A 15,099-nucleotide genomic window follows, 5' to 3' on the forward strand; every position below is an offset into this window, starting at 1 on the left:
TTCGACGACGTGGCGACAGCGGCGCAATGGATCGAGGGAGCCCGTCCGCGGACCCTCCCCACAGCGATCTCCCCCGTCCTCGTCGGAACCGGTGCCGCGCTCGGCTCGGGCGTCATCACCCCCGGGAGGGCGCTGCTCGCCCTGGTCGTGGCGATGAGCCTCGTCATCGCGGTGAACTACGCCAACGACTACTCCGACGGCATCCGCGGCACCGACGACGACCGCGTCGGCCCGCTGCGGCTCGTCGGGTCGAAGGCCGCGGCGCCCGCCCAGGTGAAGCGGGCCGCGTTCATCGGGTTCGGCATCGCCGCCGTCGCCGGCCTCGCGCTCGTCGCGATCAGCGGGCAGTGGTGGCTGCTGGTCGTCGGCGCCGTCTGCATCCTCGGCGCCTGGTTCTACACCGGCGGTACGAAGCCCTACGGCTACGCGGGCCTCGGCGAGGTCGCCGTCTTCGTGTTCTTCGGACCGGTCGCCGTGCTCGGCACCGTCGTCACACAGAGCGGGGCGCCCAGCCCGCTCGCGATCGTCGCGACGGTCGGCGTCGGCCTGCTGACGTGCGCGGTGCTCGTCGCCAACAACCTGCGCGACATCCCGACCGACGCCCGCACCGGCAAACGCACCCTCGCGGTGGTGCTCGGCGACGCCGACACCCGCAAGCTCTATGCCGGGCTGATCCTGGTCCCGCTCGTGCTCTCCGTCGGCGCCGGGACGCGCAGCTGGCCGATGTTCCTGGGGCTGCTCGCCGTGCCGCTGGCCGTGCCGCCGGTGCGTCGCGTCCTGCAGGGCGCCGACGGCCGCGCGCTCGTCAAGGTCCTGCAGGAGACGGGCGTGGTGCTGCTGGTCTGGTCAGTCGCGACGGCCGTCGGTCTCGCCCTGGGGCGCATCGTCTGACGGTGCCCGCTCCACGTCGCGCGGCGGCCCGTCGTCACCGCGCAGGTGGGCGCGGACGTCGGCGCGGCGCGCCCGGGAGGCCTCGACTGCCGCGTCGAGGCGGGCGCGCAGCCCGCGGAAGAGCACCATCGACAGCGGCAGTGCCACCACGAGACCGATGAGCAGTGACAGCAGGAACGGGACTCCGGCGAGGCTCAGCAGGGCCGCGACGACGGCGACGACCGCGATTCTCGCCACAGCGTAAAGGGCGATGGTGCTCGCGAGGCCGGGACCGTTGCCCGGGGCGCCGGCCTCCGGCGGCGTGGGCGCGGGGGTGGACATGGGGCCGAGCCTACGACGCACGGCGGCGGCTCGTTCGACCCCGCGCTGACCTGCGCAGACGCGGCGCCTCGCGCGCCCGGGAACTCCGGGACGTCCCCGGGCGTTGACCGAACGGCTCCTCGACGCGGGCAGTCCCTGACGTCCGATTAGTCCTTTAAGAGCCCTTTACTTCCCGAGAACCGTTCGAGTACCCGGTATCCCAGGTGTCACGATGGCGCGGTAATCGACGAAATGTGGGAGGTACGAATGTCCACCCCGGCCCAGAACCAGAGCGAGCGACTGCTCACCCCCGGCGAGGTCGCGACCCTGTTCCGCGTCGACCCGAAGACCGTGACGCGTTGGGCGTCCGCCGGTCGGATCGGTTCGATCCGCACCCCCGGCGGTCACCGCCGCTTCCGCGAGTCCGAGGTCCGCGGCATGCTGGCCGACCTCACCAGCGAGGCGACCATCCCGCACTGAGCCACCGTCCGACCGGCCGTGCGAGGCGATGCCCGACAGAGCGTCGCTTCGCACGGCCGGTCGCCCGGCCACCTCACGTGATTCTCACGAGGTCTTCGCCCGTCCTCCGCTAGTCTCGTGGGAGGAGGTGGTGGTGGTGCTGGTCTTTCTCGTCGCGTTCGTCGGCGCCGCGGTGATCGCGCTGCTGATGTGGCGAGCGATGAACACCGAACGGACCCCCGATCGCACCGGAGTGCCCGGCCCCGCCCGGTCGGCACCCGTCCGTCCGCCGCAGCGCCGCGCCACCGGCCCCGACGACGACCCCGACTTCCTCCGCCAGCTCGACGAGACCGTCAAGCGCCGCGAGGACCCACCACGGGGCGACCAGCAGACCTGAGGCCCATCCCCCCGCTACGACGGGAACCCGTCCGCAACCGACGCCGCCAGCTCCAGCAGCGCCAGCCGCGTCGTCGGCTGGAGCCGGTCGAGATCGATCTCCGCGCCCTCCTCCAGGTGCCCGTCGAACGGGATGCGCACCACGGCACGGCAGCGCAGAGCGAAGTGCTCCGCCACCCGGTCGAGATCCACACCTCCCGACGAGCGATGCACGCAGTTGATGACCGCCACCGCGTTGGCCACGAGATCGGTGTGCCCGTGAGCGTCCAGCCAGTCCATCGTCGCCGACGCGCTGCGCGCCCCGTCGATCGAACCCGACGACACGATGATCAGTTGGTCGGCCATCCCCAGCACCCCGTACATCGCGGAGTGCATCAGTCCGGTGCCGCAGTCGGTCAGGACGATGTTGTAGAAGTGCTCCAGCAGGTTCACCGTGCGCCGGTAGTCGTCCTCGCTGAACGCCTCCGACACCGCCGGGTCCTGCTCGCTGGCCAGCACCTCCAGCCGTGACGTCCCCTGCGACGTGTAGGCCCGCACGTCGGTGTACCGGCGCACCCGCTGCGCGTCGCGCAGCAGGTGACGCACCGTCGCCGTCGTCTCCAGCGGGATCTTCTGGCTCAACGTGCCGCGGTCCGGGTTCGCGTCGACCGCCACGACACGGTCGCCACGCAGCGACGCGAACGTCGCCCCCAGCGTCGCCGTGACCGTCGTCTTGCCGACACCACCCTTCAGGCTGAGCATCGCGATCTTGTAGCAGCCCAGCAGCGGCTGGTTGACCCGTGCCGTCAGCTCCCGGCGGCGGATGTCGAGCGGGCTCTCACCAGGGTTGATCAGCTTGCCGGACAACACGTACACGGCACGCCGCCAGCCCGACTGCGGCGGCCGCTTGCTCGGGCGCAGCAGCCGGGCCGACGACAGGTCGCCGCCACCCAGGTCCACCTGCTGCCCGGTGCGGGCGCGCTGTGCCTCCTGGGCCGCCACGGCGCCCGGTTCGATCCAGCCTGCGGGGCGGCGGGTGTTCTCCTCCCGCGGCGGCCGCGGCCACGACGGGGGCGGCGGCGGTGGGGGCCACGACTGTTCGACGCGCGAGCCCCCGTTGCGTGGGTCCGGTCGCGGCGGGTCCTGGGGGCCCGCCCGGCGCCCGGACGGCCCGTCGGCGGGATCCGCGGGGCGGGACCCGTTCGGCGGGGTGTCGACAGAGGTCCGTGCCGACGCTGCGGCGGGTCCGCTCGTCGAAGTTCCCGTGGCCGCGGCGCCGCGGGGCGGGGTCAGCGGGTGGCGACGGGCGGCGCCGTCGGGCATGTCCTGCCCCGCCGCGCGGCGGCCGCCGCGAGCCGGGGTGTCGTCGCGGCGCGGCTCCGTCCGGGGGACGCCCGGGGCGGGCGTCTCCGGGGGGCGCACCGGCGCAGCGGCGACGGCCGGCGCCTCCGCGGCGCCGGGCGTCGCACGTTCGCGCACCGGCTCGCTCGCCCTGGCAGCGCTCGCATCGGCGCCTGTCTTGCCGGTACCGGTCGGCGGGGTGGCCGGGTCCCGGGCGGGTCGTGCACCCGGCCGGTCCGCGGGCCGCGCAGCGGGCTCGCCGGACCCGGTCGACCACGCCGCAGCGGCCCGCTGCGCCGCGGTGGACTGCCCGGCGGTGGACTGTGCGGCGGCGGAGTGTGCGGCGGCGCCCTCGGCGCCTGTGTCCGTGGTCCTGTCGTCCCCGATCGGACCGGGCTCGGCGGCGCCGGGGTGCTGCGGCTCGGTCGCCGGTTCGCGGCCCGCGTCGGAGACCCGGGCAGGGTCGTCGGCGGCGCGGCGGCCGACGGCCCTGGCCACGGCCGCGTCGACGGCGGGGTCGTCGCCGCGGCGGGCCGGGGCCTCGTGGGACGCGGTGCGGGCGTCGGCGGTGCTGCGGGCGACCTGCGCGGCACGGGCCGACGCGGCGACCCGGTCGGCCCCCGCGTCCGTACGGACGTCGGCCGCGCCGGTCGCCTGCTCCTGCTCGGCGGCCCGCGACGGCTCCGCGGGCTGCGACGGCTCCGCGGGCTGCGACGGCTCCGCGGGCTGCGACGGCTCGGCGGCCCGCGACGGTTCCGCAGGGCGGGACGGCTCCGCAGGTCGGGACGGTTCCGCGGGCCGCGACGGTTCGCCGGGCCCGGTGTCGGTCGGTCGCGGGGTCGTGCCGCCGAAGGTGCGGGAACTGCGGGCGTCGCCGCCCGACAGCGCGGAGGCCGGTGGGCGCCGGGTCGAGGCGAGCCGCGCGGCCTCGGCGGCGCGGCGGGCCGCGGCGACCCGGGCTGCGGCCGCGTCCCGGTCTGTCCCGGCGTGCGTCGGTGCCGCCCGCAGGTGGGCCGACGCACCCTCGCCGGCCGTGGACTCACGGTCGGCCGCAGGTGCTGCGTCGCGGTCGGCTCCCCAGCGGTCGGGCGCCCGGTCCGTGCTCGAACGGTCGGCGGCCGAGCCCGTGGTTCCGCCCCAGCGAGGCGCCGGGCGGTCCGGTTCGGGGGTGCCGGTCCGCGCGGCCAGTGCGCCACCGGGCCGGACCGTGGGCACGCCGTGCCCGGGTGTCACCGGGTCGATCTCGGACTCGAGGTCGTCGTCGGGATGGTCGGGGATGGCGCTGCCCCAGGTCCCCTGCCCCGGCGCGGATGCGTCGGTCCGCTCGGCTGCACGGTCGGGAGGGGACGCGGTCTCGGGCCGCGCCACCTCGGTCACGCGAGGACCGTCGGCGTCGCGCGGGCGCGACCGCTCGGGAACGGCGGCCGGACGTGGGACGTCGGCCGGACGCTCGACCTCGGACGAGGACGAGGACGCGGGCTGGTCCTCGGTGGGGGCCTCGTCGTCGGGTTCGACAGCGTGTTGCGCCCCGTCGGCCGCGCCGGAGATCTTCCCCCAGCGCTCCTGGACATAGCGGCCCACGGAACCGTCCGGGTACTCCGACGCAGCCTTGCTCACGTGCACCGACGGTAGTCGCGCGTGCCGCCCTGGTCGAGGTGACGTCGAGGGACGGGCTCAGCTCAGCCCGGCATACGAGTGAAGCCCGGCCACGACCATGTTGATGAAGAAGAGGTTGAAGACGATCGTCACGAAACCGGCGACGTTGATCCAGGGTGCGCCGGTGGTGCGCCAGCCCGAGGTGGCACGGGCGTGCAGGTAGGCGGCGTAGACGACCCAGGCGACGAACGCGACGGTCTCCTTGGGGTCCCAGCCCCAGAACCGGCCCCAGGCCGACTCGGCCCAGATGGCGCCCGCGATGACCGCGAAGGTGTAGATGGGGAAGCCGACGACGGTGACGCGGTAGGCGAGCCGGTCGAGGGCGTCGACACCCGGCAGCTTGGCGGCCAGTTTTCCCGTCTTCCCGGCCTTGACCAGCAGGTACAGGATGCTGGCGACACCGGAGACCATGAGCAGACCCGATGCGATGGTGACAGTGGTCACGTGGATGGCGAGCCAGTAGGACTGCAGCGCGGGGACGACGGGCGCGGCGTTGGCGTAGAGGACCGTCCCGCCCAGGAACATGAGGATCAGGACGGGCGAGAGGACGAACGCGCCGACGGGCCGCAGCGACGGCGAGCGGCGCAGCACCACGAGCCAGCAGACGACGGCGGCGAGGCAGATGGCGGAGGTGAACTCGTACATGTTGCCCAGCGGCCAGCGCTCGGTGGCGATGCCGCGCGCCACGATGGCGCCGACGTGCAGCAGCAGGCCGACGAGCGTGACGGCGACGCCCATCCGACCGCACTTGTCCGAGCGGGTGCGACCGGTGGGCGCGGCGGGGGTCTCGTCCGCGGCGGGGGCGTCGGCGACGTCGCCACCGCTCGTCGCCACCAACGTCTTGGTCCGCACCGGCTTGCGGTTGCCGACGAACTCGAACGCGTGCAGGAACATCGCGATCACGTAGACGGCGACGGCCCCGATGTAGAGGTCGTCGCTGTACGCGGCGAGGACCGGGTCGATGGGCATCAGGTGTCTCCCCTGTCGGTGGGGCCGGTCGGCTCGCCTGTTTCCGGCGTTCCGGACGATTCTGGCCGGTGGATCGGGTCGGACGGCTCCGGGGGCGGGTGACTCTCGTTCGCGGCGCCGAGGACCGCGGCGCGGAGCCGGTCGAACTCCTCGCCGTAGCCGGCCTGGTCGGTGCGGGCGAGGCCGCCGAGGCGGACCTCGGTGCGGCCGTCGCCCGCCGGCACGACGCGGACCCAGAAGCGGCGGCGTTTCACGGCGAGCGAGACGCCGAGCCCGGCGAGCAGCAGGATCGCGAAGATCAGCACGGTCTCCTGGCCGGGGTCGTGGCTGACCTGCAGTGACACCCAGGGGGTGACGTCGTCGAAGCGGACCTGGGTGCCGTCGTCGAGGGTGAGCGACTCGCCGGGCAGCAGGTTGGCGCGGGCGACGCGGGTGAGCGCGCCGGAGTCGACCTGGGCCTGGTCGACGCTGAAGATCGACTGGCCGCGACCGTCGTCGAGGCCGAGGTCGCCGCGCAGCACGTCGACGGCGACCTGCGGGTTGCGCAGGTCCGGGTAGACCGAGGTGATGATCTGCCCGCCGGAGCTGGTGGGCGCGAACAGCCCGGTGACGGCGAGCTGGCTGTTCTGGCGCTGCGCAGGGTCGGTGACGCCGGGGCGTTCGAACTTGGTGGCGCCCTCGGAGAGCATCGTCGTCATGTCGACGGGCCGCCACTGGATCTGGCCGGTGCGCTGCTGCCCGTCGGGCCAGGTGACGGTGAACCGCGGCGCGTAGCCGTGGCCGAGCAGGTAGACGCGGGCGCCGTCGACACGCAGGGGGTGGTTGACCCGCAGGTCGTAGGAGCTCCAGCGGGTGGTGTCGCCGGCCTCGACGTCCTCGGCCGTCTGGTAGCCGATCTGCGCGCGGTAGGAGTCGGGCTGGCCGTTGGGCAGGTAGTCGGCGGCGAAGTCGTCGACGCGGACGCAGAACGGTGCGAGCTCGGTGCCGTCGACGCGCAGCCCGGCGCGGAAGGAGTCGTAGCCGAGGATCGAGGAGTTGCAGAACTGGCTGCCGCCGGACAGCACGATGACCTGGCCCTCGTAGCCGAACAGCTTGCCCAGTGCGAGGCCGACGAGCAGCCCGACGAGGCTGAGGTGGAAGACGAGGTTCCCGGCCTCGCGCAGCCGGCCCTTCTCCGCCGACACGGTGCGGGCACCGCCCGGCTCGTCGCGTTCGGCGCGCTGCCAGGCGCGGAACCGGTTGCCGCCCAGCAGGGTGCGGACACGGGCGAGGACGGCGTCGGGCGCCTCGTCGAGGGTCGCGGTGGCGTGGTGGGGCAGCCGGGCGAGGTTGCGGGGGGTGGCGACGGGGTCGCTGCGCATGGCGCGGGCGAAGTCGAGGTTGCGCGGCACGAGGCAGCCGATGAGCGAGATCATCAGCAGCAGGTAGATGGCCGCGAACCACGGTGTGGCGAAGACGTCGAAGAAGCCGCCCTTGTCGAGGATCGGGGCGAGCGTCGGGTAGTCGGTGAAGTACTGGTCGACCAGCTGCTGGTTGAGCGAACGCTGCGGCAGCAGCGCGCCCGGCAGGGCCGCGAGTGCCAGCAGGAACAGCAGGATGAGCGCCGTACGCATGCTGGTGAGGCCGCGCCAGGTGTTGCGCAGGAACGCCAGCACGCGGCGGGCGGCGGACTGCCGCGGCGGCCGCCCCTCGGACTCGGGGGCGGCGGCCTCGGGCGGCGCGGTCGGCGGGGAGGACATCAGAGGGCCGGGGTGAATCCGGCGACGGCGGTCTGCAGGCCGACGAGCAGCCCGTTCCACACCCCGGACAGCAGCAGGATCCCGACGACGACGAGCAGCACGCCACCGGCGATCTGGATTCCGCGGGTGTGGCGGCGCAGCCAGCCCAGCGCACGCACGGCCGACGACGCACCCACCGCGATCAGCACGAACGGCAGCCCGAGACCGGCGCAGTAGGAGAGGGTGAGGACGACACCGCGCAGCGACCCGCCCCCGGTCCCCGCGGCGACGGCGACGACCCCGGCCAGCGTCGGCCCGATGCAGGGCACCCAGCCGAGCCCGAAGACCGCGCCGAGCAGGGGCGCGCCCCAGATGCCCGCGCGCGGCACCCAGTGCACGCGGCGTTCACGCTGCAGCACCGGCACGAGCCCGACGAACGCCAACCCCATCACGATCATGACGACGCCACCGACGCGCTGCAGCAGCTCCATGTTGCGTACGAGCGCGTCGGACAGCCAGACGACGCCGACGAGGATCGCGCCGAACACGACGGTGAACCCGGCGACGAACAACGCCGCGGCGCCCGCGACCCGCCACCTGCCCCGGCGACGGCCGCGGCGGTCGCCCGCGTCGGCGGGGGTGGTGGCCGGAATGTCGGCGCCGACGAGACCCGCGAGGTAGGCCAGGTAGCCGGGGACCAGCGGGACCACGCACGGGGAGGCGAAGCTGACCGCTCCGGCGAGCACGGCGACCGCCGCTGCGACCAGCAGCGGTCCCGATATCGCGAGGGCGGTCGACGCGTCCATCACCGATCAGGGTATGTCTGCGGGTGCCCGGCTCCCCCACCGGGTTCTACAGCGTGTAGTGCGTGTGAGGCCGGGGTCACCGGGTCAGGCCTGCGGCTCGGCGGCGACCCGCATGAGCAGCGGGACGAGGTCGCTCGGCTGGACCCGCGTCAGGAACACCGCCGCGACCCGGTGCTGCCGGTCGAGCACGATCGTCGACGGCACCGTGTTGCGCGGATAGCCCGACAGCGCGGCCAGCGTCCGCCCGGGCGGGTCGAAGATCGACTGGTACTTCAGGCCGCGATCGCGGACGAAGTCGGTGGCGGCGGCACGGTCGTCGCGCACGTCGATCCCCAGCATGTCGACGCCCTGGCCCGCCGTCTGCTCGAGCGAGAACTCCAGGTCGGGCGCCTCCGCCCGGCACGGCCCACACCACGAACCCCAGATGTTGACGACGAGCACCTTGCCCTTGTAGTCGTCGGTACCGATGGTCTTCCCCTGCTCCAGCAGGCTCTCCCCGCTCAGCGCGGGCAGCGCGGCACGCGACGACGGCGGGTCGTACAGGATCGTCGTCTTCCCGCCGGGGGCGACGAACTGGAACTCCTGGCCGGTCACGACCGCGTCCTTGCCGGTGGTGCCGCAGCCGGCGACGACCAGCACCGCGAGCAGCGCCGCCAGCGCGGGGAGGAGCCGTCTCATGCGCCGGTCACGGTGGGGTCGCTCGATCCGGCGGGCTCGCTGTAGCGCAGGCCGGTGAGCTCCGATCCGGTGAACTCCAGCGTCGTCAACGACGCGAGCGCGCACTGCCGGCGGCGCGGGTCGTGCCAGAGCCGCTGCCCCAGCAGGTAGCGGCGCAACGTCCAGATCGGCAGCTGGTGCGACACGCACACGGCCTCGCGACCCACGGCCAGCTCCCGGGCGTGGTGCGCGGCGCCGAGCATGCGGTGCGCGATCCGCAGGTACGGCTCGCCCCACGACGGCCTGAACGGGTCACGCATCAGCGGCCAGTTCGCGGGCCGGCGCAGCGCCCCGTCGCCCACCCCGAACTTCGTGCCCTCGAACCGGTTCTCCGACTCGATGAGCCCGTCGTCGGTGACGATCTCGACGCCGTGCGCAGCCGCGATCGGCGCGGCCGTCTCCTGCGCCCGCAGCAGCGGGGAGGCGACGACGACCGCGATGTCGTTGTCCACCAACGTCTTCGCGACGGTCTCGGCCTGGGCCCGGCCGCGCTCGGCCAGGTGGTAGCCCGGCAGGCGCCCGTAGAGGATGCCCTCCGGGTTGTGCACCTCGCCGTGGCGGAGCATGTGGACGAGCGTGCGCTGCTGTCCGCTCATGCCGCGGCCGCCGCCGCGGCGGCCGCGGGCAGGGCGTCGGCGATGACGGCGAACGCGTCGTCGTCGAGCGCCGCGGAGACGAACCAGGCCTCGAACGCGCTCGGCGGGGGGTAGACGCCCCGTTCGAGCAGGGCGTGGAAGAACGGCGCGAACCGGTGGGTCTGCGCGGCCTTCGCGGTCGTGTAGTCGACGACACGGTCCTCGCTGAAGAACACCGACAGCAGGTTCCCCGCGAACTGCACTCGATGGGCGACCCCGGCCGCGGTGAGCGCGTCGCCGATCAGCCCGCCGAGACGCCGGGCGTTGGCGTCGAGCGCGCGGTAGACCTCCGCGTCGGCCAGCCGCAACGTCGCGAGCCCCGCAGCGACGGCGACGGGATTCCCCGACAGCGTGCCCGCCTGGTAGACCGGCCCGGCCGGCGCCAGGAACGACATGTGCTCACGCGACCCGCCGAACGCCGCCGCGGGCAGCCCGCCCGACATGACCTTGCCGAACGTGTACAAGTCACCGGCCACACCGTCGACGCCGTGCCAGCCCGACGGACTGACCCGGAACCCGGTCATGACCTCGTCCATGATCAGCAACGCACCGTGCTCCCGGGTCACCGTGCGCAGGCCCTCGTTGAAGCCCTCGACGGGCGCGACCGCACCCATGTTGCCCGCCGCCGGCTCGGTGATCACGCACGCGATCTCGGCGCCGCGGGCCGCGAACACCTCGCGGACGGCCTCGATGTCGTTGTAGGGCAGAACGATCGTGTCGGCCGCCTGCGCACCGGTGACGCCCGGGCTCGTCGGCAGCCCCAGTGTCGCCACACCCGAGCCCGCCTCGGCCAGCAACGCGTCCACGTGGCCGTGGTAGCACCCCGCGAACTTGACGACGGCCGCGCGCCCCGTGATGCCCCGCGCCAGCCGGATGGCGCTCATCGTCGCCTCGGTGCCGGAGTTGACCAGCCGCACCTGCTCCACCGGCGCGACCCGGCCGATGATCTCCTCCGCCAGCTCGACCTCCGACGGTGTCGGAGCGCCGAACGACAGTCCGCCCGCGGCCGCGGCCTGCACCGCCTCGACGACCTGCGGGTGCGCATGCCCCAGGATCATCGGCCCCCACGACGACACCAGGTCGACGTAGCGGTTGCCGTCGGCGTCGGTCAGCCAGGGGCCCTGCGCGGACACCATGAACCGCGGCGTCCCGCCCACGGCGTTGAACGCCCGCACCGGCGAGTTGACCCCACCGGGGATGGCGGCTCCCGCCCGCTCGAACAAGCGGGCCGAGACCTCGGAGACCTGGGCAGCGTGCGTCGACGAACTCACGACCTCCAGTCTGGCAGCCGCCCGCACGGTGTGCGGGCGGCCCCTCCGGAATCAGCCTGACGTCACTTCCGTCGCGACCGGTACCACGCCGACGCGGTGCCGACGTACAGCAGGATCACGCCGATGATCGCGAGCACGATCGGGCCGAAACCGATCAGCAGCGACACCGGATCCGACGAGATGCTGAGGCTGACATTCTGGTTGCCGGCGGTCAGGAACAGCACCGCGATGCCGCCGATGACGATCAGCGCGTACAGCACCACGAGCGCGGTGATGGAGACCCGGCCCCCGTTCTTCCCCAGGAACGCGGCCACCGACAGCGCGATGTGGATCAGCGCGAACACGATGAAGACGACGCCGACGACCATCGCGATCTGGGCGAGGTTGATACCCGCCTGCTGCAGCCGGGCGAGGTCGTCGGTCGACAACGCGGACGTCACCCTGTTGCTCGCCAGCGCCACGATCACGCCACCCGCGAGGTAGGGCAGCGCGCTGATGACCAGCAGGATCATCCCGATGACGACGGACACCGGCCGCTTCACGTCCTGGGCGGGCTCCCCACCGAAGCCGGGCCCGGCGTCGGCGTACGGGTTGTAGACGTTGTAACCCGGCTGCTGTCCGCCGTACTGCTGTTGCGGCGGGTACTGCTGGCCGTACTGGGGCTGGCCGAACTGGGGCTGCTGCCCGTACTGCTGGCCGTAGTCGGGCTGCTGACCGTACTGCTGCTGCGGCGGGTACTGCTGGCCGTACTGGGGCTGCCCGTACTGGGGCTGGGGCTGTCCGCCGTACTGCTGGTCGCCGCCGTACTGCTGCTGGCCGTACTGCTGCTGGTCCCCGCCGCCCGCGGCGTGCCGGCCGCCTTCGTAGGTCGGGCCCGGGGCGGGACGATCGTCGTCGACCCGGTCCTTCTGCATGTCGACACCCGGGTCGGCGCCCTGCTGGTCACGCTGACGCTGGTAGCTGCCCGGGAGGTAGCCCGTCGGCTTGTCCTCGCCGCGGTCGGGCGGAGTGCTCACCTGGCCCACCGTATGGCCGACCGCGAACCGTGTCCACGAGCCCCCCGCCCCGGCCGCGGCCGGGGCGGGGTCTCGGACGCGGACCGCCGCCGGGTCACGGCCAGCGGCGATGGTGGATGTCCTCGGACATGCGGACCACCGCGTAGTAGAACTCCAACGTCACCCGGAAGAGGATCAGGTAGAACAGCGCGACCACGGCGCCCAGCACGAGGGCGAGAATGCCGCCCAGCGCGCCGTTGCCGATGAAGCCGGTGACGATCGCCGCCAGCCAGCCGAGGCCGATCACGACCATGCCGATGATGTAGAGCACCTTCACGACGACAGGCGTCGCGAAGTAGTTGAAGTCGAAGTCGAACAGGGCGCCGAAGAAGTTCTTGCCCGGCGGCAGACCGCTCGACGGGCCGGGCCCACCCGGTCCCCCGTACCCGGGGGGCGGGCCGCCGTAGCCGGGGGGCGGGCCCGCGGGCGGACCGTATCCGGGCGCGCCCGCCGGCTGCTGTGTCTGCTGGCCCCAGTCCGGCGGCGGGTTGTACTGGGTGGGCTGGTCCTGCCAGCCGCCCGCCGGGTCCTGCGGCTGCTGAGGCTGCCGGCCGTGGTTCTCCGGGTTTTCCGGGTCCTGGCTCATGTCGCTCCGATCGCAGACGGTGGTGATCAGGGCGGATCATGCCGGGATCGTGGGGCGACGTCCGGATGAAACGGTCACGCACCCGGGTGAAGCAGCTCCCCCTCCCCCACCGAACGTGTCACCAGAACCGCCGACTCGCGCTGATCACACGCTCGATCGTCGACCGGCCCGCGAACGTGTCACCAGCGCCGACCGGGCGCGCTCATGACACGTTCGGCAGCGAAGCCCGGACGCATCACGGCCCCGGCACCACGAGGGTGCCGGGGCCGTGGAGGCGGAACCGGGTCCTACTGCGACTTGATGACGATCGTCGCTGCCCACTTGTCGTGCAGGGCACGGCGCAGCGGCTGGTCGGTGAGCACCGAGATGCCGTCGGCCAGGCTGAAGACCAGCACGAGGAGGCTGATCAGGCCGAGGCCGACGACGTCGACGAACGCGAGCAGACCGACGACGCCGTAGATGCCCGGGTAGATGAGCGCCCGCTTGATCAGCGTGGCGCTGTCGGGCTTGCTGCCGTCGGGCGCGACCAGGCGGGTCTTCATGACCATTTTGCCGAGGGTCTGGCCGTTGCGGGAGTGCATCAGGTAGTCGTAGGCCGCGTAGGCCAGACCCGCGATGACGTAGGTGAGCACCGCCGCGATGACGAAGCCCGTGCCACCCCTGACGGCGCCTGTCGCGATGTCGACCGACACCGACGAGACGAAGATCGCGGCCAGGATGAAGCTGAGGATCCAGTAGACGACGCCGTAGAGGACGCCGTCGATGATGCGGCCGACGAGCCGCTCCCACCACTCCGGGATGGGGCCCGGGGCGCCCGGCGGGACGGGCTGGGGCGCGGCGCCGTAGCCGGGCTGGCCGTAGGGCGGCTGCCCGTACGGCTGCTGCGGCGGGTAACCGGGCTGCTGGCCGTAGGGCTGCTGGGGGTAGCCCTGCTGCTGGTACGGCTGCTGCTGGTAGCCCTGTTGCGGGTATCCCTGCTGGGGGTAGCCCTGCTGCGGATACCCCTGCTGCGGGTAGCCGGGCGGCGGGTAGCCACCCTGCTGCGGATCCCCCTGACCGGGGGGCGGACCGTAGCCCGGCGCGGGCTGACCCTGCCACTGAGGGTCGGAGGGTGACGTCATGCGCCGAAAGGTAAGCAGACGTCCGTTCCCTGTCCAGATGCCGGCACGAACCGTGACGTCGAACGTCAGTTCTCACCCAGTCGAGCGGCGATTTCCGTGGCCCAGTACGTGAGGACGATGTCGGCGCCCGCTCGTCGTATACCTGTGACGGTTTCGAGGACGGCGCGGTCGCGGTCGATCCAGCCGTTGGCGGCGGCGGCCTCGATCATCGCGTACTCCCCCGACACCTGGTAGGCGGCGACGGGGACGTCGGCGACGTCGGCGACGGAGCGCAGCACGTCGAGGTAGGCCATGGCGGGCTTGACCATCACCATGTCGGCGCCCTCTTCGAGGTCGAGGGCGAGCTCGCGCAGCGCCTCGCGGAGGTTGGCGCCGTCCTGCTGGTAGGTCTTGCGGTCGCCCCGCAGCTGTGACTCGACGGCTTCCCGGAAGGGGCCGTAGAAGGCGGAGGAGTACTTGGCGGTGTAGGCGAGGATGCCGGTGTCGGGGAACCCGGCGGCGTCGAGCGCGTCGCGGATGACGCCGACCTGGCCGTCCATCATGCCGCTGGGGCCGAGGAGGTCGGCGCCCGACTCGGCCTGGGCGACGCCCATCTCGGCGTAGATCGCGAGGGTGGCGTCGTTGTCGACGCGGCCGCGGTCGTCGAGGACGCCGCAGTGGCCGTGGTCGGTGAACTCGTCGAGGCACGTGTCGGCCATCAGCACGGTGGCGTCGCCGATCTCGGCCTTCACGTCGCGCAGCGCGACGTTGAGGACGCCGTCGGGGTCGGCCCCGGCGCTGCCGCGGGCGTCGCGCACCGCGGGCACCCCGAACAGCATGAGCCCGCCGACGCCCGCCCCGGCCGCTTCGGCGGCGGCCTTGCGCAGCGAGTCGCGGGTGTGCTGGACGACCCCGGGCATCGACGCGATCGGCACCGGCTCGGACGCGTCCTCCTTGACGAACATGGGGAGGACGAGGTGGCGCGGGGCGAGGTCGGTCTCGGCGACGAGCCGGCGCATCGCGGGGGTGGTGCGGAGCCGGCGCGGGCGCTGCGCGGGGAAAGCCATCGCCCGAGCCTACGACTGCCCCGAACACCCCCGCCGACGACCCGCGCGCAACCTCATCGCTGTCCGGCGGCGGGAATACAGCCGTCAGGTTGCGCGCGATCTGTCGGCCGCAACCTCACGGCTGTCCGCGGCGGAGATACAGCCGTCAGGTTG

General features: G+C 73.2%; 15 protein-coding genes. 3 read left to right on the forward strand and 12 right to left on the reverse strand.

What is annotated here, in order from left to right; genetic code table 11:
• The first annotated feature begins 9 nt into the window (after positions 1 to 9).
• A complete protein-coding gene (locus PSU4_RS05395) occupies positions 10 to 891 on the forward strand; it encodes a 1,4-dihydroxy-2-naphthoate polyprenyltransferase (protein WP_147102997.1) in 882 nt (293 codons plus the stop codon).
• Here the strand turns inward: PSU4_RS05395 and PSU4_RS05400 are convergent.
• Positions 847 to 1,212: a DUF4229 domain-containing protein gene (locus PSU4_RS05400; RefSeq protein WP_147102999.1), complete on the reverse strand. Its 366-nt coding sequence runs from the start codon at positions 1,210 to 1,212 to the stop codon at positions 847 to 849. The two genes, PSU4_RS05395 and PSU4_RS05400, sit on opposite strands and share 45 nt — an antisense overlap.
• 246 nt (positions 1,213 to 1,458) lie before the next feature.
• Here PSU4_RS05400 and PSU4_RS05405 point away from each other — a divergent pair, with 246 nt between their 5' ends.
• Positions 1,459 to 1,671, forward strand: coding sequence for a BldC family transcriptional regulator (locus PSU4_RS05405; RefSeq protein ID WP_147103001.1), 213 nt, complete (start codon positions 1,459 to 1,461; stop codon positions 1,669 to 1,671).
• A 133-nt stretch (positions 1,672 to 1,804) separates the two neighbouring features.
• On the forward strand, positions 1,805 to 2,047 hold the full coding sequence (locus PSU4_RS05410) for a hypothetical protein (RefSeq protein ID WP_307724773.1): 243 nt from the start codon (positions 1,805 to 1,807) through the stop codon (positions 2,045 to 2,047).
• A 14-nt stretch (positions 2,048 to 2,061) separates the two neighbouring features.
• Here PSU4_RS05410 and PSU4_RS05415 read toward each other — a convergent pair whose 3' ends face one another.
• From PSU4_RS05415 to hemB, 11 genes are all read right to left on the reverse strand, one after another.
• A complete protein-coding gene (locus PSU4_RS05415) occupies positions 2,062 to 3,348 on the reverse strand; it encodes a MinD/ParA family ATP-binding protein (RefSeq protein WP_246114950.1) in 1,287 nt (428 codons plus the stop codon).
• Positions 3,349 to 5,040: 1,692 nt separating this feature from the next.
• Positions 5,041 to 5,991: a c-type cytochrome biogenesis protein CcsB gene (ccsB, locus tag PSU4_RS05420; protein WP_147103003.1), complete on the reverse strand. Its 951-nt coding sequence runs from the start codon at positions 5,989 to 5,991 to the stop codon at positions 5,041 to 5,043.
• Entirely contained in the window at positions 5,991 to 7,730 is a 1,740-nt protein-coding gene (gene resB / locus PSU4_RS05425; protein ID WP_147103005.1) for a cytochrome c biogenesis protein ResB, read from the reverse strand. The genes ccsB and resB overlap by 1 nt, the downstream gene beginning before the upstream one ends.
• Positions 7,730 to 8,515 carry a cytochrome c biogenesis CcdA family protein gene (locus PSU4_RS05430; RefSeq protein ID WP_147103007.1) on the reverse strand — a complete coding sequence of 262 codons (786 nt, stop codon included), beginning with the start codon at positions 8,513 to 8,515 and terminating at the stop codon, positions 7,730 to 7,732. Before PSU4_RS05430 ends, resB begins: the two co-directional genes overlap by 1 nt.
• A gap of 84 nt (positions 8,516 to 8,599) precedes the next feature.
• Positions 8,600 to 9,193, reverse strand: coding sequence for a TlpA family protein disulfide reductase (locus tag PSU4_RS05435; protein ID WP_147103009.1), 594 nt, complete (start codon positions 9,191 to 9,193; stop codon positions 8,600 to 8,602).
• A complete protein-coding gene (locus tag PSU4_RS05440; RefSeq protein WP_147103011.1) occupies positions 9,190 to 9,828 on the reverse strand; it encodes a histidine phosphatase family protein in 639 nt (212 codons plus the stop codon). The genes PSU4_RS05435 and PSU4_RS05440 overlap by 4 nt, the downstream gene beginning before the upstream one ends.
• Positions 9,825 to 11,138: a glutamate-1-semialdehyde 2,1-aminomutase gene (gene hemL, locus PSU4_RS05445; RefSeq protein WP_147103012.1), complete on the reverse strand. Its 1,314-nt coding sequence runs from the start codon at positions 11,136 to 11,138 to the stop codon at positions 9,825 to 9,827. Before hemL ends, PSU4_RS05440 begins: the two co-directional genes overlap by 4 nt.
• A 62-nt stretch (positions 11,139 to 11,200) precedes the next feature.
• Positions 11,201 to 12,154 carry a hypothetical protein gene (locus PSU4_RS05450; RefSeq protein WP_147103014.1) on the reverse strand — a complete coding sequence of 318 codons (954 nt, stop codon included), beginning with the start codon at positions 12,152 to 12,154 and terminating at the stop codon, positions 11,201 to 11,203.
• 94 nt (positions 12,155 to 12,248) lie between these two features.
• Positions 12,249 to 12,779, reverse strand: a complete 531-nt coding sequence (locus PSU4_RS05455; protein ID WP_147103016.1) for a DUF4282 domain-containing protein — start codon at positions 12,777 to 12,779, stop codon at positions 12,249 to 12,251.
• A 287-nt stretch (positions 12,780 to 13,066) separates the two neighbouring features.
• A complete protein-coding gene (locus PSU4_RS05460; protein ID WP_147103018.1) occupies positions 13,067 to 13,900 on the reverse strand; it encodes an RDD family protein in 834 nt (277 codons plus the stop codon).
• A gap of 65 nt (positions 13,901 to 13,965) precedes the next feature.
• Complete coding sequence (hemB, locus tag PSU4_RS05465) at positions 13,966 to 14,946, reverse strand: porphobilinogen synthase (protein WP_147103019.1); 981 nt, start codon at positions 14,944 to 14,946, stop codon at positions 13,966 to 13,968.
• Positions 14,947 to 15,099: the final 153 nt, after the last annotated feature.

The sequence above is a fragment of the Pseudonocardia sulfidoxydans NBRC 16205 genome (assembly GCF_007989085.1).
GTDB classification, from domain to species: domain Bacteria; phylum Actinomycetota; class Actinomycetes; order Mycobacteriales; family Pseudonocardiaceae; genus Pseudonocardia; species Pseudonocardia sulfidoxydans.

Excerpts from the sequence above, each read along its gene's own strand:
- PSU4_RS05405 (WP_147103001.1), top strand. The coding sequence starts at position 1,459 with ATGTCCACCCCGGCCCAGAACCAGAGCGAGCGACTGCTCACCCCCGGC.
- PSU4_RS05400 (WP_147102999.1), bottom strand. The coding sequence starts at position 1,212 with ATGTCCACCCCCGCGCCCACGCCGCCGGAGGCCGGCGCCCCGGGCAAC.
- PSU4_RS05455 (WP_147103016.1), bottom strand. The coding sequence starts at position 12,779 with ATGAGCCAGGACCCGGAAAACCCGGAGAACCACGGCCGGCAGCCTCAG.
- PSU4_RS05430 (WP_147103007.1), bottom strand. The coding sequence starts at position 8,515 with ATGGACGCGTCGACCGCCCTCGCGATATCGGGACCGCTGCTGGTCGCA.
- PSU4_RS05460 (WP_147103018.1), bottom strand. The coding sequence starts at position 13,900 with ATGACGTCACCCTCCGACCCTCAGTGGCAGGGTCAGCCCGCGCCGGGC.
- resB (WP_147103005.1), bottom strand. The coding sequence starts at position 7,730 with ATGTCCTCCCCGCCGACCGCGCCGCCCGAGGCCGCCGCCCCCGAGTCC.
- ccsB (WP_147103003.1), bottom strand. The coding sequence starts at position 5,991 with ATGCCCATCGACCCGGTCCTCGCCGCGTACAGCGACGACCTCTACATC.
- PSU4_RS05435 (WP_147103009.1), bottom strand. The coding sequence starts at position 9,193 with ATGAGACGGCTCCTCCCCGCGCTGGCGGCGCTGCTCGCGGTGCTGGTC.
- PSU4_RS05440 (WP_147103011.1), bottom strand. The coding sequence starts at position 9,828 with ATGAGCGGACAGCAGCGCACGCTCGTCCACATGCTCCGCCACGGCGAG.
- hemB (WP_147103019.1), bottom strand. The coding sequence starts at position 14,946 with ATGGCTTTCCCCGCGCAGCGCCCGCGCCGGCTCCGCACCACCCCCGCG.
- PSU4_RS05415 (WP_246114950.1), bottom strand. The coding sequence starts at position 3,348 with ATGCCCGACGGCGCCGCCCGTCGCCACCCGCTGACCCCGCCCCGCGGC.